This is a genomic window from Vibrio owensii CAIM 1854 = LMG 25443 (assembly GCF_000817815.1).
GTDB classification, from domain to species: domain Bacteria; phylum Pseudomonadota; class Gammaproteobacteria; order Enterobacterales; family Vibrionaceae; genus Vibrio; species Vibrio owensii.
Genome location: NZ_JPRD01000028.1, coordinates 234,694 through 254,931, shown reverse-complemented (window position 1 = coordinate 254,931; position 20,238 = coordinate 234,694). Strand labels below are relative to the sequence as shown.

Here is a 20,238-nt window from a genome sequence, read left to right as displayed (position 1 = left end):
TGCGATGGTAACACCACCTGTTCTAACGACCTTCGCCGTGAGAACGAGGCGTACTTTAACGGATTAAGATTTTAGGTCAACAATAAATTTATTCTTTTTGATTCAGATGGTTAAAAACACGACTGAACGTATGGGAGTTGAGCAATTCGATTAAAACTCAAACGGCTTATTCCACTATTTCTTGATAAAAAAAGAGCCGCTGTTTCAGCGACTCTCCACATCATATCGGTTTAGTGCTTACGCACAGCAGTTACAGTTGCGCTTGTAGCGGTCCATTTTACCTATGCCAGGGTTGAAGGTGTTGGTTGGATCAAGTTGATGGTAGAACTTTTGCAGCGAGTTTTCCGCTTCGTACAGATGCCCTACGTTGTGTTCCGCTGGGTATTTTGCACCGCGACTGTTGAGGTGTTCCAACATTAGCTTCTTCATTAACTTGGTATCGGTGCCCTTTTTGAAGACATAGTCTTGGTGGAACACATAACACATAAAGTGACCGTAATAGAGGGACTTAACGAGGTTCTTAGTTACTTCCTCGGGTAATGTTTCTAACCATTCCTCATCGTTACGTCGTAACGCAATATCAAGAGCTACAATGTCTTCTACTTCCTTGCGATGAATGGTTTCGTAACGAATTGCCGCACCCGCAGCTGCAAAACGGTGTAAATACGCTTTCTTACCCTCTTCAGGTGTACATTCGAAGAAGTCACTATCGTGCTCAGCCGCCCACACCTCTTTTAGGTATTTCTGCGCTTCGGCAATGCCGCCGTCACTCATTTTAAGTACAAGATGGTGCTCGTACTTATCACGGTATTCCAACATGCGCTTAGGAAGGTGCTGCGGGAATAACTTGCTCGCATAGTAGAGAATAGTATCTGGCAGGTATTTACTGACCAACGGCACACGCTCTAAGAAGTTTTCAACCTTAGCTTTAAGCGAGAACATCTTAGGCAGATTGTCTGTGCCTAATAAATCGATAGAAAGGAAAACGTCTTTACCGTATTTCTCTGCCATGTTGAAGATGTCACGGTGAAGGTACTCACCCATCTCTGGTAAGTTTTCGAATTGAGTAAGGAAGTCTTTTCTCAGCTTGGTAAGTTTATCTGGATCGTTAGTACCTAGATAGAACACCTGCTCTTTTTCAGGGATTGGATAGCTATCGACTCGAACAGCGAACACGCCAAGCTTACCCGCACAACCGCTCGCCTCGTACAGACGGCGTTCGTCGGCATTAAAGCGCGATGGGATATCTGAAGTCACATCACGAACACGTTCGTCGTATTCTTTATCCGACGCCATGCGTTCATCATGAATCACTTTATCTGGGTCGAAATTACCATCTTGGATGTTCTGTAAGATCTCTTCAGGCGTCGAGCCTAATCCTTCAATACCAAGGTGGTTAACAAGATTGAGCTTACCGTCTTTGTCCACCTGAGCGAATATTGCTAACTCTGTGTAAGCCGGACCACGTTTAACCAAAGCGCCACCAGAGTTGTTTGCAATACCGCCCACGACGGTTGCGCCAAGAGAGGAAGAACCAATCACTGAATGCGGCGCGCGATTAACCGCTCGCAACTCTTTTTCTAAGGAATGTAAGCTTGCTCCCGGAAGACAGACCGCTTGCTTACCGCCGTCTAACAGATAGATTTGCTTCATCTTGGTAATATTGATCACCACCACATCGCGGTCGTAATCACTACCATTTGGCGCAGAGCCTTCGGTCAGACCCGTCTTAGCCGCTTGCATGATGATGATGCAATTATTGTCGACACATTGTTGGATGACCTTCCACTGCTCTAGCAGAGTCTTAGGAAAAACCACCGCCAACGCCGTGCCGCTTCCTGAGCGAAAACCGCTGCGGTAATACTTGGTTTTGATTTGATCGGTAAGGACATTTTCTTCCCCGACAATGGTGACAAACGCGTCGATGAGCTGCTTCTGTTTCATATCCGTATCTCTAGTTATTATGCCCAGCCAATATAAGTAGTCCGAATCTGAACGTCCATGCCACCAAAGTCCGATAACAACGCCCAGATAAAGTTAACTACATTAATTACCCATATATTCAATTACTTAAAATTCTCAGAACTGTAAAATCAACAAAGAAACTTATCGTTTCCAAAAAGAAACAATAGCAAAGTACATTGTTAACAAATGTGCACGACATCGAAGAAAAAGAAAGCCAAAAGGGTCAACAAGGCCTTATATACCTGACCTTGAAAGAATATTCAGTCAAAACAAAACCACAACATGTGAATACCATGACGTTATAGCAGCGTTATATGGCTGTGACATTGTCAGTTAATGAAGAAAGTCGATAGATTGGAGAGTTTAAAATTTAGAGCGAATTCCTTGCATCAAAGAAGAATCATTCCTTTGAGAAAAGTTGATCCACTAGAATTGATGGCTACGACGTTGAAAGCATTGATACAGATGCTCGATAAAGATCTTAATCTTTTCTGGTTGCTGACGTGTGTAAGGGTACACGGCATAAATGCCCAAGCACTTAGCCGTTTCGTCTTTAAACAACTGAATCAGCTTACCTTGTTGCAAGTCTTCATAAACCAGCACCCGAGGCACATAAATGATACCTTGCCCTAGCAAAGCGACGTTACGTAACGCAGATGAGTTATTGGTACATAGATTCCCATCCACCTTAACCTGATACACCTCATCATCACACTTGAAAGCCCACTCACGAGCCCCTGTCTCTTGATAGGCGTAAACCAAGCAGTTGTGCTTAGTGAGATCGTCCGGCGTTTTTGGTTTGCCATGTTTGGCGACGTACCTAGGCGATGCACACACAATCCAGTTTGCATCAACCAGCTTACGCGCAATCAAGCTTGAGTCAGGCAAAACCCCAGTACGAATGGCAAGGTCAAAACCTTCGTTGACGATGTCGGCGAAGCGGTTATCCAGTTCCATATCAATGTTGATATCTGGATAAGCTTGGTTGAATTCAGAAATAACGGTAGGAAGGATAAGTTCACCTGAGATGGTCGGAACGGTAATCTTGATGTTGCCAGATAGGCTCTTACCCAAACCAACAATCGACTCTTCTGCGGTTGCGACGGCTTGATAGACACTACGAGCATGTTCGAAGAAGGATTGCCCTGCTTCTGTCAGTTTAAGCGTGCGTGTGGTTCGATAAAGCAGTTGAACACCTATCTCCTGCTCTAATTTGGCAATGCGCTTACTGACGACCGACTTAGTGAGTTCCATTTGTCTTGCAGCGGCGCTGAATGAACCTTGCTCAACCAAATGATAGAAAATAATGTAGTCGTCGGTATTTCTCATGTGTCTTCACTGCTTCCTTGTCGAAGAAGACATTCTAAAGAGATTTCGCACAGATTGCCGCAAGAAAGTTCACACTTGGCTTTTAAAGGCTTCCTCAACGAGAAAGGCGAGCTAATAAGGCTCGCCTTGTTTCTACTTAATTGAGTAACTTTCCTAGATGGTCTGTTTACTTAGTGAAGTGAATATCACTGATTTCAAACTCTACGCCAGCTTGGGTATTTGCCCATGCGGGGAAGATAGTGAACGTCTTAACAGTTTGAGCCCAGTACTTGTTATCAAACTTCTCGGCGAAGGTGGCCATTGGTACGGTCACTTTAATATCCGTATTCAACGTAATATTCTCCCCAGCCAATTCAGTGACAAAAATGTCACCGGTATCACCATCAGCATTCGCCAGCTTCAACACCAATCCGGTTTGGTCGTTGTCTGGCTTTTGTGCCCCCAACGTCGATACGTTCACCGTAAACACCAACGCACCCGCTTCAGCAAAGTTTTCTAAGTTCTGTGCATCAAAATTGAAATGCAACAGACCTTTGTAAGCCTCTGGACTCGCGCTGTTATAAGTAACCGATGCACCATCAGCAGTTTGTGTTGCCGTCATGTGAGTTTCACCGTCAGGGATAGGTCCCCAGCCTTCTGTCGTGTATTGGTCTGAGGTATTTATCTGTGCATTAAAGTCGGTAACGATGTTGTACATGTCCCCCGTCAATGGTGGTAGCGCTTCATCAAGCATGTCTTCACAACTAACTGCATCCTCAGGTAATCCATCTGGGTTCGGAACATAACGAATCTTACCCAAATCAAACTCCACAGCTTCAGTTGAATACATCAAGAAAGACGTGTTCAACATTTGGAAACTCATCCCTGTGTCCTTCAAACACTGGAGCGGTACTTTGACCGTCGTCCAAGTGCTATCTGACGGTTCAGGTAACACTTTGTTGATGTTTACCTCACCACGACAAGGATACTCACAGTGTGTCGACAGCACTAAGCTCTCTGGCGCTGTGGTTACCATGCGAATATCAAACTCCAAGGTTGAATCGGCATTCATGTAACTGTTGTAGTCGGAACCCTTTTCATCTGGCGTTTGCATGTAAATTTGCGCGGCTGAATTACCAACGAAGTCGCCCGTTTCTCCAGAAAATTTTACGTTGATTGCTGACTGCTGCATGCCATCGTAGTTAATGCCTTTCGTCGTTACTGAGCCAATTGTGGTGGTGTCTTTGCTGATTTCCACGCCAGCCCAACCATTCGCACTGCCTGACATTCTCGCAACAAACTCGTCTTTTGCGTCTTTACCGAAGATCTCTAATGGGAACTCAGCAATACCATTGTCTGGCTCGTCCATACCACAGCCATAATCACGTGGGTCGAGTGGAATGTCGTTTAAGTCTTCATACAGCGCCGGGACATCGGTCTGGTTCGCGTAGTTCAAACCATAACCATATGGGAATAACGGCTTATGTTCGCCTTCAATATCCTGCTCAATCAACTCACCGTTTATGCCATCAATAGGTGTTGTGTAACTAGGGATATTAAGCGCCTTGCGGTTGATTGTGGTCGAACACTTCTTAGCGCCCCACGAGTAAGAGAGTTTGCCTTTGAAATCCGCGCCATCTTTTGCGAACAGCACATCAGTAATACCTAAACCTTCCGTTCCCGGCAGCCAAGCTGCAACGAATGCATCAGAGTTGTTGATCTCTTCATTTACGTAAAGCGGACGCCCAGAGAAGAATACCGTAACCACTTTGTATCCCTGCTCTTTTAGCGCTTTGACCGTATCAAGATCCGCTTGATAAGAGGCTTTTAGCTTCGAAAATTCAAGTGTTTGTGCTTTGCTGATGTCACCGAACATTTCTGCATAAGGATCTTCACCGATAACCACAAGCGCAGTAGCTTCTTCTGGTGTTGTTGCTGAAGCATCAGTAAAGACGTTTTCTTCACCGACTTCTTGCTGCATAGCCATAAGCACCGTTTGTGCGTTCGGGAAGTCTTTCTCTATCGTGTTGCCATCACCTTGCCAAGTAAGCGACCAACCACCAGTTTGTTTGGTGATGTCGTTGGCAGCCGAACCCGTTACCAAGAATTTCGCATCTGATTTCAAAGGTAGAATTTGGTCTTGGTTCTTCAGCAGTACCAAGGATTCTGAAACTGCTTGGCGCGCAATGGCAACGTGTTCTGGCGCACTAAGCACAGATTGGTCACCCGCTAACGAACGCTCAGATGGCTTCGGTTTCTCCCAAAGGTTTGCACGCATTTTGACGCGAAGAATACGGGTTACGGCATCATCAATACGAGACATTGGGATAATGCCTGCGTTTACTTGGTCAATCACATTCTGATAGAACGCTTGCCAATCGTTACGTGAGGTCACCATAAACACATCATTACCTGCGATTACAGCTTGCGGACAGTTTGCTGCTGTACAGCCGTTGATTTCGCCTTGTCCGTTCCAGTCTGTGACGACTAAGCCGTCAAAACCTAACTTGCCCTTCAAGACGTCAGTAATCAGGTATTGTGAGCCGTGGATTTTCTGGTTTTGCATGTAATCGCCACCATCCTCAGCACCGTCGATACCGACCATAGGATCGTAGTTCGCATCGTTCCACCATGAGTTAAACGAAGACATCACCACTTGTGCGCCTGCATTCAAACCACCGATATAGCCCATTGCATGAATATTGCGTAGGTACTCTTCTGTGTAACGGTTCTCACCATGGTCAACGCCACCCAACGTACCACCGTCTCCTACCCAGTGCTTCACGTTAGAGATTACGTTGGTATCCCCTTTTAAGCCTTCTTCACCACCTTGAATACCTTCCACCATGCGCTTCGCGTATTCATACACGATTTCTGGATCTTCCGAGTAACCTTCGTATACACGGCCCCAGCGATAATCACGTGGCGTGGCAACGGTCGGTGCGAATGTCCAATCAAGACCGGTCGCAACAACCTCTCTTGCGGTCGCTTTTCCTATTTCTTCAATCAGATCAGGGTTACGAGCTGCACCCAAACCAATGTTATGAGGGAAAACCGTCGCCATAAAAACGTTGTTGTGGCCATGAACCGCATCGGTTGCCCACATAAAAGGAATTCGGAATCCTCTCTCTGCGTAAGCTTCTTCTAGTGCCAACCAGAATTTATCCGCTTCGTCTGCCCAATCTTGCGCGGTTGAGTATTTATCATCATTCGGGAAGCCGCCTCCGCCATTTAGGATAGAACCTAACTTATAGGTTTTCGCTTCTTCAGGAGTGACTTCGCGAAGATCGGGCTGAATCATTTGCCCCACCTTTTCTTCCAGCGTCATTAACGCAAGGATACGTTGGATTTCTGCCTCCATTGCATCGTCTTTCTTAATAGCACTGTCGACATCCGTCCATTCTGCAAAGTAAGGAATTGGACTGGTTGAAATCGTGTCACTGTCTGAGTCATTGCAGCCTGAGATCATCGCCATTGAGACGAGAATACTGACGATTGTTTTCTTTGTTCGTAGCACGTTATTGCTCCTGAAATATCTTGTTATCCAACGGGACCACACGTCAGAAACGTGCTAGTCACGACTAATTTTTCACTACAGGGGTTTTATTTAGACTACTGAAATAAATGATAAATAATTCTGTGTTAATCACAGAAATTAGCCGATCGGATTACCACGTTAGTTCATGAAACAAATAAACAAATTGCTGGTCTTGATGAGGTTCGCGAAGCTCGATGGCATAAGGCGCGTGGTACTTTTTGATGAGGTGAACGTTATTTCACAGATTCATAGAAATGTGATTTATTTTCAAATCTTGAAAAAACGCACTAGTGATAACTCTTCCATATTCAACAAATTAAATTGGCATGAAGTTGCATAACTTTGAAGCATATTCACACAAATGACGTCGATTATTTTTTACTGCGTTTTAAGTTGGTTGCCGAGTTAACATCAAGAGAAATGAGATTGGATGATTGAGCTTACCGAGAGGAATTTGAGGTATAAAAAAAGACGCCATAAAGACGTCTCTTTTTAAGAATTTGGAGGCGCCTCCCGGAGTCGAACCGAGGTCCACGGATTTGCAATCCGCTGCATAGCCACTCTGCCAAGGCGCCAAATTGTTTACGCTTAAAGGCTCTGCCCCGTTGCGTTGGGTGCTACTTTACGGATTCAGGAAATATAGTCAAACAAAAATCCAAAATTTCTGTTTGTTTGCTTTGTTTTAAACCAATCCGATGTTAATTCGACCTACACCGCGCAGATTTACTCACTTTGGTTAAGACAAATCAAAACAGATAGACAAAAGAAAAGCGGCAATCGGTGCCGCTTTTGTATCTCTATTCACGCGATTAACCGTTGGCAACGCGTTTAAATAAGCGTCCCACTACGTTTGGATGGTAAGACCAAGTGTGGTCAAACATCGACATTAACGCTGGGTTGCCGTACTTCGACAAGCTAATAGCATGGAAGCGGTTCTTCTTCGCTTTTAACGCGTCGACTTTTGCAAGCAATTCATCCTGCTGTTTTGGCGCAATGAAGTCTGAAATAACAACCATGTCGGCGTTTTTGTATTTGTCGCTGTTCATCAAATCGATGGATTTAATCAACGTTGGCTCCAAATCCGTACCACCATGGAAGCTGTAAGTTAAAAAGTCGGCAGCTTCACGTAAGCCATCCTGACGCGTTAACTCGTAAGTAATGTGCTCCGTGGAGAAGATGATCACGTAGCAATCTCGTTGTTCAGCGAGAGCGATTTGCATCAGTGCATAAGCCATAGCTTTAGCACATTGCTCTGGGAAGCCACTCATCGAGCCTGACGCATCAACACAAACGATAAACGGTCCTTTTTCAACGTCCACCGCTTTATGATCTGGTTTGTGCGCTTTCACTTTACGTAGTGTGCGAGACTTACCTTGCGTGCGGTAGTTCATCAAACGTTTATCAACCAAATGCTTGTAGAACACGACTTCCAGCTCTGGGTACGCCAAAAACATGGTTTCGTTCGGTAGCAGTTTGTTGAGATCGTCACTTTCATGAATACCGACGATATCGTCTGTCGCTTCGTCACTCTTTTCCTCAACCATTTGTAGCTCTTCTGCTGGTGCGCGGTTGAGGTCAGGATCATTCACTTGTCCCGCCATGCGACCAAGCTGTTCTGCAATTTCTTGTAAGCCTTTGTGCTTTTTAAGGAACTCTGCGTGGCGCTTCATCACGGTTAGGTCCGTTTTACTCAACTTAGCTGACGCCATATCCCATAAGCGCCCTACGCTTTCTTCGTCACCAGACTCCGTCACTTTATCCATGTTACGCATGGTTTCCATACGTTGATAAAGGTCGTTAAGGACTTTTTCTTTGTTCTCTTCAAGCTCGGAAACTTGCGCTTGTTTGATTGCTTCGGCGAGGCTTTGATACCACTGGTCACAGAAGTAATGAGGGAACATTGGGTTATTCACCCCCTTGTTCTTCTCCATCATGCGACGCGCTTGCATATAAAACGCTGAGTGCCATTCAAGCTTCTTGATCACATCATCAATGCGCTCAAAGAACTCGTTCTCATCCCAATAAATGACTTCTTGGTAGAGCGCGAGTTCCTGTTGAAAACGTTCTGTCTCACAGACTTTTGTCATGCGCTTTTTCACGTTGCCACGCCATTTAAGCAGATGGTTTTTCACTGAGGATTTCATGCCTCGGTTTTCTGCCATCATCATGACTTGTGAACGCGCCATTAAATCGTTAACCGCACTATCAATGATGCCTGAATCTGCCACCATGAGCGCTAAGTTGAGTCCGTCTGCACCTAACATGTCGTCTCCTTAAGAGAAAAACTGATGTAAGTTTTTGAAGCGTTGAATGATCTTCTCGCTTTCACCTTGGATAGACTCAAGTCTCTGGCTCACCTGTTGCAGACTCGACTCCATTAGACGTGGTAACTCTGGATCCACGAAACTGTGCGGCAATGCGCCATGGAAGTTGGCTTTAACCTTACGCATATGATGTTCAGCTTCACTCAATTGGCTGACTGCTTTTTCGCTTTCTGCCAACCATTTTTGGTAAAGCTCAACGTCTAAACCTTGTTGGGTAACCAAGCTCACCAGCACGCCACGGTTGGCAATGTCACGGATCACTAGGTTGTTGGCAGCATCGACATCAAAACGCAGACGACACATATTGGTGTTTTGGTTCACGTAGCCATACACATCGCCATGACCTTCTTTGATCACTCGGTCAAGTTCGTCTTTTGGCACATATACCCAGCGGCTGTCGCCTTTCTCTGATTCAGAAACCGACATGTTGCTTTGCAGAATAACCAGCTTAACCAGATTCACCGCCGCGCCTACTTTGTAAGTTTTTGCTTTGGATGTATCGAAGCTCATGGTTTCTTTGCGAAGCAGACCGGTTGCCGCTTCTGCGTTTAGCGTCATGCGATATTTGTCTTCAAGCTCATGCTGAACATCAACCAAAGATTCACGACAGTATTCGATCTCTTGCTCTGCTTCTTGCTGGTCGAAGGCATGTTTAAGTGCAAACTCTTGAATCACACCGCGAACGACATCGCGTGACTCAGGGCTGTTCCATAAACAATCTTGAAGTAGCAGAAGATCAAGTGGGTTGATCTCGTCACGCCCATTGAAGAACGCACTTGCTTTAAGCAGTTTGACCGCTTTCTTCCAACGGCGGTCAGACACGTACATGTCTGTTAATGATGCGTCGCCAAACTCAGACTCGACTTTGGTTTCCAACATCGTTTTTAGTTGGAAAAGCTTTTCGAATGCGTTGTCGGTCAGAGTGAGTTTGTCGAGCTGTTGCTGCCAACGGTGGTATTCTTCGTCTGTGATCGCTAAGCCCTCTGGAACTTGCGCTTCTTGAGACGTACCCACTGTCAGCATAGATTTGAAGTTTTGTTTGTCCTGAATGCGGTTTACAAACACGCGTACCAACATACGGTCGTAAAGTGCGTCTAACCCGCTATCTTCATCTGGCAGTTCATTTGATGCAGAAACCAAAAGGCGCATCGGTACACGTTCGATATCGCTACCGTTTTTAAATGTCTTTTCGTTCACAACGGTCAATAGCGTGTTCAGAATCGCAGGACCCGCCTTCCAAATCTCATCAAGGAAAACCACTTGCGCCGTTGGTAAGTACCCTTGAGTAAGACGGACATAACGACCGTTGTCTTTTAGCTCTTGAATGCTCAATGGACCAAACACTTCTTCAGGTGTTGAGAAGCGCGTCATGAGGTATTCAAAATAACTGCTATTATCAAAAGCTTGGATAAGTCGTTTTGCGATTAAGCTTTTTGCGATCCCTGGAGGACCAAGAAGGAAGACGCTTTCGCCGGCAAGAGCGGCAAGAAGACAAAGCTTGATGGTGTGTTCGCGTTCGTAAACGCCATCAGTTAACGCTTTCGCTAGCTTGTTGATACGCTCTGAAAGAAGCGCCTTTTCTGCATTAGATGCGAAAGATGGTTGAATCATAGAAGCTCCGGCTGTTGAACTGAGGCTGTATATATAATTTTATACATTTGTTATCACTTTGTTACAAGTGTATTTTTTAGTGAACCTCGTTTATACCAGATGCTCTTCGCGCGCGTGCGCGAGCAACCATAGTTTTCATTTATGAGACATAACTCACTGAATGTGCTGGTTTCGCAAGAGTATGAAACCATTTTCTTCTTTTGTTTCCGGTGGTTTGTGGTTAATGTGCAAAGCACGTCAATGCGCGGTTACAGCTAGGATCCACAACTGCATGAGCAATACAATTCATAAATGGAAGCAGATTTCTCTGGTCGAAGAGGAAGTTAAACTACCAACTGGTCGGATGATTACACATACCACTATCCAACACCCCGGTGCTGCCGTTATCTTACCTATTACTTCAGATGGCAACATCGTTCTTGTTAATCAATTCCGTCCCTCTCTTAACAAATGGCTGCTTGAATTGCCTGCTGGCACACGTGAAGGCGATGAAGATCCATTGCACTGTGCTCAAAGAGAGTTGGAAGAAGAAACAGGATACAGCGCCGAAAAGTTCACATCGCTTGGTCAAGTTACCCCTCTTGCTGGTTTCTGTGATGAAATCCAGTACTTGTTTGTTGCCGAACAACTGAACAAAACCAATCGATACGAGTGTGACGACGACGAAGTGATTGAAGTAGTGACATTGTCACGAGAAGAACTCGAACAACAAATTATTCAAGGCATTATTACGGATGCCAAAACTATCGCTTGCCTAAGCAAAGCTCGTCTTTGCGGTTATATTTAGGTCTTTTCGACCGAGGAGAGAATTATGGACTTTCGATCAGATACCGTTACGCAACCTACACAAGCAATGCGTGAAGCAATGTTTACCGCTCCTGTCGGCGATGATGTGTACGGTGATGACCCAACCGTTAACGAGTTAGAGCAATTTGCTGCTGAGCTTGCGGGCTTTGAAGCGGCAATGTTCACGACCTCTGGTACACAAGCAAACTTACTTGGCTTAATGGCGCATTGTGAGCGCGGTGATGAATACCTATGTGGTCAGCAAGCGCATAACTACAAGTACGAAGCTGGCGGCGCGGCGGTACTGGGGTCTATTCAACCTCAACCGATTGAAAACAACCCAGACGGTACTTTGCCATTCGATAAGCTAGAAGCTGCTATCAAGCCAGATGACGCGCACTTTGCACGTACTCGCCTACTTAGTTTAGAGAACACCATCAACGGTAAAGTGATTCCTCTTTCTTACCTTGCAGAGGCTCGTGAGTTCGTAAACAAACATAACTTGCAGATGCACCTAGATGGCGCTCGCGTATTTAACGCAGCTGTCGCGCTTGATGTTCCAGTGAAAGAGATTGGTCAGTACTTTGATTCAATGACTATCTGTCTGTCGAAAGGATTGGCTGCCCCTGTTGGTTCGCTACTGCTTGGTAGCAAAGAGTACATCGCAAAAGCACGCCGCCTAAGAAAAATGGTCGGCGGTGGTATGCGCCAAGCGGGTATTCTTGCCGCAGCCGGTAAACTAGCCCTTACCGAGCAAGTAGAACAGCTAAAACAAGACCACATCAACGCAAAAACCTTGGCGGAAGGTTTAGCGGAATTGCCTGGTTTCTCTGTTAATCCAGAATTTGTTCAAACCAACATCGTTTTTGCTAAGCTTGATCCACAAGTGGATATCGCTGGTATTGCAGAAAAGATGAAGGAGCAAGGCATAACAATTACGCCAGGAAACCCAATCCGCTTCGTGACGCACAAAGATATTTCGGCACAAGACATCGATACCTTCCTATCTAGCCTTAAATCTCTGCTTTAACTTGATTTTGATCATTGAGCTTCCCCTAAGGGGAAGCTTTATTCTATGCGCTTTCAAGAACTACAATGAGTGCATTTCATGCTTAGATACGTGCTTCTAACGTCTCTTCTTATCTCTTCCTCTGTTGTGGCGAAACCTTTCGGTGACGTTGATAAAGGCAAACTTAAATCGCCTAGCTGTGTTTACTGTCATGGTTCGAACGGCATGACAACAAACGACGCCTACCCTAACCTAGCTGGTCAGAATGCTCAGTACCTGTATGATTCTATGAAAGCCTATCAAGATGGGCTTCGCTTAGGTCCTTTGGCTGAGATGATGGCAGCCCAATTACGCATGCTGAATGATGAAGATTTGCGCGATGTTGCCGCGTTTTATTCAGAACAAACACCTCATGCAGAAAAGTGAATAATTATGGGACTTGTGAATCACCACAAGTCCTAACTCCGTTTTCATTCGCACAACATCTAACCAAAACAATTAACCATTAAATCATTGATAAGCAACTCAACCCTCTTCAGATCAAATTATTGATGAATTTATAGTTCATCAACTCAGTTAATATTGACTTTTTATTCTATTTTATCGATATTTCATGCTTTCTATAATTCGACGTGAAATAGGTTATGTCTCACACACACGCTCAGCCATCGGAATCGGCGGCAACCCCTAAATCATGGCAGATGCCTGATACCCTCATTTTGATCTTCATTGTTGGTATTCTTGCTGCGATTCTTACCTACTTAATCCCTGCTGGTCATTTCGATAGCCAACAGGTGACCTACATGGTCGACGGTGCAGAAAAAACTCGCACAGTTATCGATCCATCTTCTTTCTCTTATGCAACCGACGAAAACGGTGAATTGGTTTACAACAAGGTTGGACTGTTCGCTTCAGGCGGTGGCATTGGTCTAATGAACTTCCCATTCGAAGGTCTGGTTTCAGGCTCTAAATGGGGCAGCGCGATTGGCGTTATCATGTTCATGCTGGTTATCGGTGGTGCATTTGGTGTGGTAATGCGCACAGGCACAATCGACAACGGTATCTTACGCCTTATCGACAAGACCAAAGGTAACGAAGCGCTATTCATTCCAGTTCTGTTTTTGCTGTTCTCTTTGGGCGGCGCAGTATTTGGTATGGGTGAAGAAGCCGTTGCATTTGCGATTATTATCGCACCACTAATGGTTCGTCTTGGCTACGATGGCATCACTACAGTAATGGTGACCTACGTTGCGACTCAGATTGGTTTTGCAACGTCTTGGATGAACCCATTCTCGGTAGCGATCGCGCAAGGTATTGCTGGTATTCCGGTTCTATCTGGTATGACTGTGCGTATGGGTCTGTGGGCTGGCTTTACACTTATCGGTATTGCTTTCACTATGATTTACGCAGCGCGTATCAAAGCAAACCCTGAGCTTTCTTACAGCCGTCGTACTGACAAATACTTCCGTCAGCAAGAGCTAGGTGACCACGATTCTCGTTGGAACCTAGGTGACACCCTAGTTATCCTTACGGTTATCGCAACTACCGTATGGGTTGTTTGGGGCGTAGTGGCTAACGCATGGTACATTCCAGAAATCGCGTCTCAATTCTTCACAATGGGCTTTGTCGTTGCGATCATCGGTACGATCTTCCGTCTGAACGGCATGACGCTAAACTGTGCGGCTGACGCATTTAAAGAGGGTGCAGCAATCATGCTTGCCCCTGCTCTATTGGTTGGTTGTGCTAAAGGTGTATTGCTTATCCTAGGTGGCGGTACTACTGATGAAGCAAGTGTACTGAACTCGATCCTGAACAGCGCTGGTGGCGTAATCAGCGGTCTTCCTGACGTTGCAGCGGCTTGGTTGATGTATGTTTTCCAATCTATTTTCAACTTCTTCGTGACTTCAGGTTCTGGTCAAGCAGCGCTGACAATGCCTCTCTTGTCTCCTCTTGCAGACATCGCTGGCGTTACACGTCAGGTAGCCGTTCTAGCATTCCAACTTGGTGACGGTTTCACTAACGTTATCGTTCCAACTTCGGCATCTCTAATGGCAACACTGGGTGTATGTCGTATCGACTGGGGTGACTGGGCGAAATTCTGCTGGCGCTTTATGCTATTACTCTTTACCCTATCGAGCATTGTCGTCGTCGCAGCTCACGTGATGGGTTTTGCGTAAACTGATTACCAATATCGCCAAGCAACTTAAACGCGAAAGCGGAGTTTGGGTATAAAGAATAAGGCGAGACAAGGTTCTCGCCTTTTTTAATTCAAGCCGTATGGCAAACAAGCATCAAAGTAAGATGTTTTGGAGTGACAACTTTAATGGCAACACAATTTCTGGATGACGTAATTCAAGGTCATCAAGTCATTCAATCTCTTGACGTAACAGACTTGCCTGCAGGCGAGCATAAGTTTTGGTTCCGTATTGCAACCAACGCCCTCTCTCAATGGCAACACTTGCCTGTGTTGGTTTTCAAAGGCGAAAAACCGGGTAAGAAAATCATGATCACAGCAGGTGTTCATGGTGACGAATACAACGGTGTTTTAGCGGCGCAAAAGACCGCTCGTGAACTGATTGGTAAAGACATCGCAGGTACTGTAACTGTCGTTCCGACCATCAACCTGACGGGTATGCTGAACCACAGCCGCGACTTCTTCTCTGCGGATCCAGATGCATCTCCTGCAAACTTAAACCGTTTCTTCCCTGGTGATGCAAACGGCAACGAAGCAAACCGCTTCCTGTTTGCTTTATGGAATAACCTTCTTAAGCCGAACGCAGAGCTGGCGATTGATTTGCACACTCAAACCAGTGGTGCTGCTTACCCACTGTACGTGTTTGCCGATTTCCGTATCGAGCAATCTCTGGAAATGGCTCGCCTTATTAACCCAGACGTAATTCTTAACGATCCGGGTGACGCAGGTGTACTTGAAACCGTCTGGAACAACAGCGGTATTCCAAGCATCACCATCGAGGTGGGCATGGGTCGTTACACAGAACAAGAGCTGATCGACCGTACCGTGACTGGCATCTTCAATATCCTTGCTCGCCATGACGTTGTGACTGGTGAAGTTGCAAATATCACGCCTTGCCTAGAAGGCAAAGACATCATCAGCATTCGCGCTGAATTAGGTGGTTTTGTACTACCACAAGTCAACATGATGGATAAGGTAGAACAAGGTCAATTGGTTGCAATTCAATACGACAGCTTTGGTGATGAGATTCAGCGTTACACAGCGCCGACTGAAGGTACAGTGCTGAGCCACAACATTGAATCGATCCGAGCGCCAGGTTCTTTGGTTGTTCGACTGATTAAGTAATACCTTTGAATTTAACAGTTCACAAATTCAAACTGTTAGACTCAAACCAATAACATAAAGCCCTGCATAACTTGCAGGGCTTTTCTTTGTTGCTCTCTTCGACATGCTTCAGCTAAACTTTGCGTGACAATGTCACTAATAAAACCAAAGCTGCACACGACATAAGAACAAATCCAAGGTTTTGAATCATTCCAGCTAAGCCTAGACCTGAACCAATCATCAAGTAGTACATTAATCCTAGCAATGCCCCTGCACTGCCCGCTTGTTGCTTGTAATCAACTAATGCGGTACTCAGTACATTTGGAATGGCGATACCAAATGCCATCACAATGAATAACATTGGCGCCAAGAACCAAATCGAGTCTTGAAGCAGAAACACACCAAAGCCACCAATAATCAACAGTGTTGATGCAATCCAAAGTAGATGCGTTTGTGAGCGACCTTTTGCTAGCAATGACTTGTTCATCAAACTGCCGATTAAGGTACCAACGCCCAATATCACACCGCTGTATCCGAACTGCTCAGAACTTAGTCCGAGCTGCTCAAAAGTGAATGCGCCCAATTGGTAGTATGCGAATAAAGCAATGTTGTAGAGCGCAACCAACAACGCAGATTGCCAGATTTGAGCATCTTTCAACATTCGTCCAAGTAATGAACCTATGTTTAGCGGCTGCTTTTGAGTTTGTGTTTCAGGTAGATTAACCGCGTTGTAGCACAGCAACACAAGCGCCAAAATAAACAACGTAAAAAACACAACCTGATAGCCACCGAGTGCTGTTAACTGACCACCGAGTAACATGCCAATCACTGGGCTAATGGAAATACCCATGCCCATAACGCTAAATACTTTGCTTAGCTCATCACCTGAAAAGCTGTCTCTTAGCATGGTTTGTGTCACGACCGACCCAACCGCAATACCAAAAGCACTGAACGCGCGAGCCATCATCATCACATCAAAGCTTTCTGTTTGCATAGCGACCAAAGCAGATACGCCGTAAACAAGCAACCCTGCCAGCATGGTCGGGCGTCTGCCCCACTTATCTGCCAAGATTCCCCAAACCACCACGCCAATAGCAAATGCAGAAAAATAGATAGATAGGGTTTGCGCCGCTTGCGAATACGTTACAGCAAATGACTGAGCAATGTTGCCAAGTGCTGGGCTGTAAATGGTCTCCACAATTTGCGGAAACATCAGCATCACCACCATCAATCCAATAGAAGGTTTCGTTTTCATTTTTACCTCTCTGTCCCACTCCTACAGATGTTTAAGTGGGTAACGAACTTAACTTGGCGTGCAGTATAGAAGGCGTTATGCTTTACCCATTAACAACATTAAAACCAAAAACATCAAGATTCGGACAAATGGCAATTATTGAAGACAATACTCGATTTGATGCGGACGCAATTGCCGCGAGTGTAGTTGGTATCGCAGCGGATGTCGGCAAACATGATTCCGGTATGCACGAACACAAGAAAGGACAATTGCTTTATGCGCCACAAGGCTGCATGACGTTCGCACTCGATAACTCTATTTGCACCTTACCACCAACCAAAGCGGTGTGGATTCCGCCGCATACTTCTCACAGAGCTGTCATGACCAACGTTGTAGCTTACCGTTCACTCTATTTCGATTGCAGCAAATACAGCTGCCCGAAAAATATCGTGATGATTGAGGTGAATGATCTTTTAAAAGCACTTATCGACAAAATGGCATTGTGGGAATGGGATATTGAAGAAACGAAAACCCAAGCGACGAGCACTTTGTTTTGGGAAGAGTTTTACCAAGCGAAGCAGTTTGAATTCTCTTTACCCTTGCCTTCTGATCGACGTTTAACAGGGTTTCGTAAGGCAATGACCAAGAGTGATTTTATAGCACCAGAGTTAAACCAACTGTCACAAACCGTTGGCGCGAGCAGCAAAACCATCACGCGCCTATTTAAGGTTGAGACTGGCATGTCTTATCAAGATTGGCGTCAACAATGGCGGCTACTCAAGGCTATTGAGCTCTTATGTGAAGAAAGACAAGTCAGTGATGTTGCCCATTGTTTGGAGTTCTCATCAGATAGCGCATTTATTGCGTTCTTTAAGAAACAAACCGGACAGACACCACTGAATTTTATGAAGCACAGATCGTTGTTATAAGTCGATCATTTCGCGTGTTATTTGGTTTGGTCTACGAGAATTAGCTCGTCCAACGCAAAGCCTTTCTCTTTTGCTACTTGTTTGAAGCGCTCGACCGTTGCTTTATCGACAGTCGGTGTGCGTGACAGTAGCCATAGGTAGTCGTGATTGAAACCAGAGATAAACGCGTAGTCGTAGTTCTCACCTAGCTCAAATACGATGTAAGACGAATAAAACGGACCGAAGAAAGACACTTTTAAATGCCCTGTGTTTACACCATCAACGAAATACGCTTTGCCGTCAGCTTGCGTCCATTCTTTATCTTCTTCTGAATAGCCTCGATTGATAACCGTTACGCCACCATCCTCACGGAGCTCGTATTCAGCCGTCACATTCGATAAACCGCGCTCAAAAGAGTGATCAAGACGGGCAATTTCATACCACTTGCCTAGATATGGTTGAAGTTCAAAGTTGTTGACCGGCTCCACGCCGTTCGGTTTAGACGTACAGCCAAACAACGTTGCAAGAGACAAAAGTAAAAGTGTTTTAAGAGATTTCATACAGCAACCTGAAATTAAGTTAGTGACTGATTTTACTATAGAAGATAAAAATTCGATCAGAAATTAATGTATCGAAATTCTCCACAGGACAGTCCTACGTCTTGGAAACCTTGTAGTGCTTCAAACACATTAAAGTGGCTCACGACAACAACCTTTCGATATTGGCGGTAACGATCCAGCACCAACTCAGCCCGTGCTTTTAGCTCATCAACATGTTCGTAGCGATTATCGGTCATTGGAATACCCGCTTTTAACAGCTCTCGGTATTCGAGCCAGCGTCGGTCTCTTTCATTCAATGTAATGTAGCCGCCTTCTTTGTCAGCACGCCACTCTCTCAAGTCATGCTCAACAAACAGAGGCAAACCGCGATGACGATTGAGAATTTCCGCAGTTTGAAGGGCTCTTGTATAAGGAGAGCTGATGATGACTTCAGCATCATTGAAGACTGGATGATTGAGTTTTTCTTGCAGCACGGGCAAGTGCTCTCGGCAAAGCGGCGCATAATCCTTCTCAAGTTGGGTCATCTGCCGCTCATCTGCTAACGTAAAATCCGGCACACCATGCCTTACAAATACAATGTCCATATTGTGGTGCTCGTCCTTGTTAAATTGCTATTGAGAAATTGGAGTCAGTTTTAGATAGGAGTGCACTTCTCCATTTTTGTATTCAATCGCAGAGTGGATGGAAGGTTCACGGTTTCCCACAACAGAAAGTTCATAAGTGTTTTCACCTTTGTAGATAGTGATATGAAGTACGCCAGCCTCTAGCTCCCAATGCCCTTTGGTGTGAAGGCGTCCAAACAAGGTGTATTCATCAAGTGAACCATCTGCATGTAAGTGCACCTCTGTGATGTAGCCACCCGTGCAGCTCTTGACCCAGCAACGATCACTGATTTCTTCGAGGCGTATTTCTCTTTTGCTTGCCTTCCATTTTGAGAAACGTTCAGACTCCGCAAAAGACGCTTCGATATCGGAATGTTCTTTTATGGGCGCGCCTTCAAGCTCGCGTAAGCAAAGCTGAATCCAACTAGTTATTTGCATGGAATGTCCTTAAGGTTTCAATTGCCCTTTTTACGCCTAAACGTGGGCTGCTTAATACTGGAATGTCGACATCAACTAATGATGCGGCACCTGACATAGAAGCTTGTGCCAATACGATTACGTCATAATCACGAGCCTTTTGCTCTATTACCGCTTTGATCTTGTCGTAATAACCTTGGTTATCTTGGTCGAGAAAGCGTTCCCAAGCACCTTCAACCACAAACGTATCTAACTGACGGATACAATTGCCCTCACTTGTCTCAAGTAACGCCAAGCTGGGTTCAATGGTTGTCGATAACGCCGCGAGTAACAACACTCGCTCATGAGTGACAGCTTGGTCACCCATCGCTCGGTCGATACGCTGAACATTGATTCCTTGCTCTGTAATCGACTCAGCAAAGCGACCAATTGAGGAGCAAGTACAAACCACCAAGTTTGCTTGTTCAGAAAGCTCTCGTACTTTGCCTTGTACGGATTGCTCCACCTTAGATTCGTCCTCTCCAGCAACCAAACGCTCCAACAAGTCAGCATCGGCAAAGTGTGCGACTTTTAAATCAGGAGCGAGCTCTGTCATCAGTTTGGAGAAAGGTGGAATGTGTACGGGTGAAGTATGAAGAAAATAAAGGTCGTATGGCTTCATGCTAAGTTGTCGATTTT

The 20,238-nt window shown here is 45.3% G+C and carries 16 protein-coding genes and 1 tRNA gene; 6 read left to right on the top strand and 11 right to left on the bottom strand.

Translation table 11 applies throughout. The annotated features are described in order from the left end of the window. Positions 1-237: 237 nt before the first annotated feature. From dld to H735_RS17210, 6 genes are all read right to left on the bottom strand, one after another. Entirely contained in the window at positions 238-1,944 is a 1,707-nt protein-coding gene (gene dld, locus H735_RS17240; RefSeq protein ID WP_020197585.1) for a D-lactate dehydrogenase, read from the bottom strand. 447 nt (positions 1,945-2,391) lie between these two features. Next, positions 2,392-3,294, bottom strand: a complete 903-nt coding sequence (locus H735_RS17235) for a LysR family transcriptional regulator (protein WP_020197586.1) — start codon at positions 3,292-3,294, stop codon at positions 2,392-2,394. Positions 3,295-3,460: 166 nt separating this feature from the next. Further along, complete coding sequence (locus tag H735_RS17230) at positions 3,461-6,748, bottom strand: glycoside hydrolase family 3 protein (RefSeq protein WP_020197587.1); 3,288 nt, start codon at positions 6,746-6,748, stop codon at positions 3,461-3,463. A gap of 564 nt (positions 6,749-7,312) precedes the next feature. After that, positions 7,313-7,386, bottom strand: a tRNA-Cys gene (locus H735_RS17220). A 234-nt stretch (positions 7,387-7,620) separates the two neighbouring features. Continuing rightward, positions 7,621-9,075 (bottom strand): ATPase RavA stimulator ViaA, encoded by a 1,455-nt coding sequence (gene viaA, locus H735_RS17215; protein ID WP_005443815.1) that lies wholly within the window; start codon positions 9,073-9,075, stop codon positions 7,621-7,623. Positions 9,076-9,084: 9 nt separating this feature from the next. Continuing rightward, positions 9,085-10,746, bottom strand: a complete 1,662-nt coding sequence (locus tag H735_RS17210) for an ATPase RavA domain-containing protein (RefSeq protein WP_009696114.1) — start codon at positions 10,744-10,746, stop codon at positions 9,085-9,087. A gap of 271 nt (positions 10,747-11,017) precedes the next feature. Here H735_RS17210 and H735_RS17205 point away from each other — a divergent pair, with 271 nt between their 5' ends. The 5 genes from H735_RS17205 to H735_RS17185 all read left to right on the top strand — a co-directional run bounded on the left by H735_RS17205 (position 11,018) and on the right by H735_RS17185 (position 15,860). Further along, positions 11,018-11,533 (top strand): NUDIX hydrolase, encoded by a 516-nt coding sequence (locus H735_RS17205; RefSeq protein ID WP_017818795.1) that lies wholly within the window; start codon positions 11,018-11,020, stop codon positions 11,531-11,533. 24 nt (positions 11,534-11,557) lie between these two features. Then, the gene (gene ltaE / locus H735_RS17200) at positions 11,558-12,562 is read left to right on the top strand and encodes a low-specificity L-threonine aldolase (RefSeq protein ID WP_009696116.1); all 1,005 of its coding nucleotides are present in this window, start codon (positions 11,558-11,560) and stop codon (positions 12,560-12,562) included. A 78-nt stretch (positions 12,563-12,640) separates the two neighbouring features. Next, positions 12,641-12,967 (top strand): c-type cytochrome, encoded by a 327-nt coding sequence (locus tag H735_RS17195; RefSeq protein WP_020196259.1) that lies wholly within the window; start codon positions 12,641-12,643, stop codon positions 12,965-12,967. Positions 12,968-13,185: 218 nt separating this feature from the next. Next, positions 13,186-14,718, top strand: a complete 1,533-nt coding sequence (yfcC, locus tag H735_RS17190; RefSeq protein ID WP_005443800.1) for a putative basic amino acid antiporter YfcC — start codon at positions 13,186-13,188, stop codon at positions 14,716-14,718. A 146-nt stretch (positions 14,719-14,864) separates the two neighbouring features. Continuing rightward, complete coding sequence (locus H735_RS17185; RefSeq protein ID WP_020196260.1) at positions 14,865-15,860, top strand: succinylglutamate desuccinylase/aspartoacylase family protein; 996 nt, start codon at positions 14,865-14,867, stop codon at positions 15,858-15,860. A gap of 112 nt (positions 15,861-15,972) precedes the next feature. Here the strand turns inward: H735_RS17185 and H735_RS17180 are convergent, their stop codons facing one another. Then, complete coding sequence (locus H735_RS17180; RefSeq protein ID WP_020196261.1) at positions 15,973-17,094, bottom strand: multidrug effflux MFS transporter; 1,122 nt, start codon at positions 17,092-17,094, stop codon at positions 15,973-15,975. 128 nt (positions 17,095-17,222) lie between these two features. On the opposite strand from H735_RS17180, the gene H735_RS17175 reads away from it, so the two are divergent. Further along, positions 17,223-18,002, top strand: a complete 780-nt coding sequence (locus tag H735_RS17175; protein WP_027726699.1) for an AraC family transcriptional regulator — start codon at positions 17,223-17,225, stop codon at positions 18,000-18,002. 17 nt (positions 18,003-18,019) lie between these two features. Here H735_RS17175 and H735_RS17170 read toward each other — a convergent pair whose 3' ends face one another. The 4 genes from H735_RS17170 to H735_RS17155 are packed head-to-tail and all read right to left on the bottom strand — an operon-like array spanning position 18,020 to position 20,221. Continuing rightward, entirely contained in the window at positions 18,020-18,541 is a 522-nt protein-coding gene (locus tag H735_RS17170) for a lipocalin family protein (protein ID WP_020196263.1), read from the bottom strand. 56 nt (positions 18,542-18,597) lie between these two features. After that, positions 18,598-19,125 (bottom strand): histidine phosphatase family protein, encoded by a 528-nt coding sequence (locus H735_RS17165; RefSeq protein ID WP_027726700.1) that lies wholly within the window; start codon positions 19,123-19,125, stop codon positions 18,598-18,600. A 27-nt stretch (positions 19,126-19,152) separates the two neighbouring features. Continuing rightward, entirely contained in the window at positions 19,153-19,581 is a 429-nt protein-coding gene (locus H735_RS17160) for a hypothetical protein (RefSeq protein WP_020196265.1), read from the bottom strand. Then, entirely contained in the window at positions 19,568-20,221 is a 654-nt protein-coding gene (locus H735_RS17155; RefSeq protein WP_020196266.1) for an aspartate/glutamate racemase family protein, read from the bottom strand. Before H735_RS17155 ends, H735_RS17160 begins: the two co-directional genes overlap by 14 nt. Between the last annotated feature and the right edge of the window lie 17 nt (positions 20,222-20,238).

Excerpts from the sequence above, each read along its gene's own strand:
- dld (WP_020197585.1), bottom strand. The coding sequence starts at position 1,944 with ATGAAACAGAAGCAGCTCATCGACGCGTTTGTCACCATTGTCGGGGAA.
- H735_RS17235 (WP_020197586.1), bottom strand. The coding sequence starts at position 3,294 with ATGAGAAATACCGACGACTACATTATTTTCTATCATTTGGTTGAGCAA.
- H735_RS17230 (WP_020197587.1), bottom strand. The coding sequence starts at position 6,748 with ATGGCGATGATCTCAGGCTGCAATGACTCAGACAGTGACACGATTTCA.
- viaA (WP_005443815.1), bottom strand. The coding sequence starts at position 9,075 with ATGTTAGGTGCAGACGGACTCAACTTAGCGCTCATGGTGGCAGATTCA.
- H735_RS17210 (WP_009696114.1), bottom strand. The coding sequence starts at position 10,746 with ATGATTCAACCATCTTTCGCATCTAATGCAGAAAAGGCGCTTCTTTCA.
- H735_RS17205 (WP_017818795.1), top strand. The coding sequence starts at position 11,018 with ATGAGCAATACAATTCATAAATGGAAGCAGATTTCTCTGGTCGAAGAG.
- ltaE (WP_009696116.1), top strand. The coding sequence starts at position 11,558 with ATGGACTTTCGATCAGATACCGTTACGCAACCTACACAAGCAATGCGT.
- H735_RS17195 (WP_020196259.1), top strand. The coding sequence starts at position 12,641 with ATGCTTAGATACGTGCTTCTAACGTCTCTTCTTATCTCTTCCTCTGTT.
- yfcC (WP_005443800.1), top strand. The coding sequence starts at position 13,186 with ATGTCTCACACACACGCTCAGCCATCGGAATCGGCGGCAACCCCTAAA.
- H735_RS17185 (WP_020196260.1), top strand. The coding sequence starts at position 14,865 with ATGGCAACACAATTTCTGGATGACGTAATTCAAGGTCATCAAGTCATT.
- H735_RS17180 (WP_020196261.1), bottom strand. The coding sequence starts at position 17,094 with ATGAAAACGAAACCTTCTATTGGATTGATGGTGGTGATGCTGATGTTT.
- H735_RS17175 (WP_027726699.1), top strand. The coding sequence starts at position 17,223 with ATGGCAATTATTGAAGACAATACTCGATTTGATGCGGACGCAATTGCC.
- H735_RS17170 (WP_020196263.1), bottom strand. The coding sequence starts at position 18,541 with ATGAAATCTCTTAAAACACTTTTACTTTTGTCTCTTGCAACGTTGTTT.
- H735_RS17165 (WP_027726700.1), bottom strand. The coding sequence starts at position 19,125 with ATGGACATTGTATTTGTAAGGCATGGTGTGCCGGATTTTACGTTAGCA.
- H735_RS17160 (WP_020196265.1), bottom strand. The coding sequence starts at position 19,581 with ATGCAAATAACTAGTTGGATTCAGCTTTGCTTACGCGAGCTTGAAGGC.
- H735_RS17155 (WP_020196266.1), bottom strand. The coding sequence starts at position 20,221 with ATGAAGCCATACGACCTTTATTTTCTTCATACTTCACCCGTACACATT.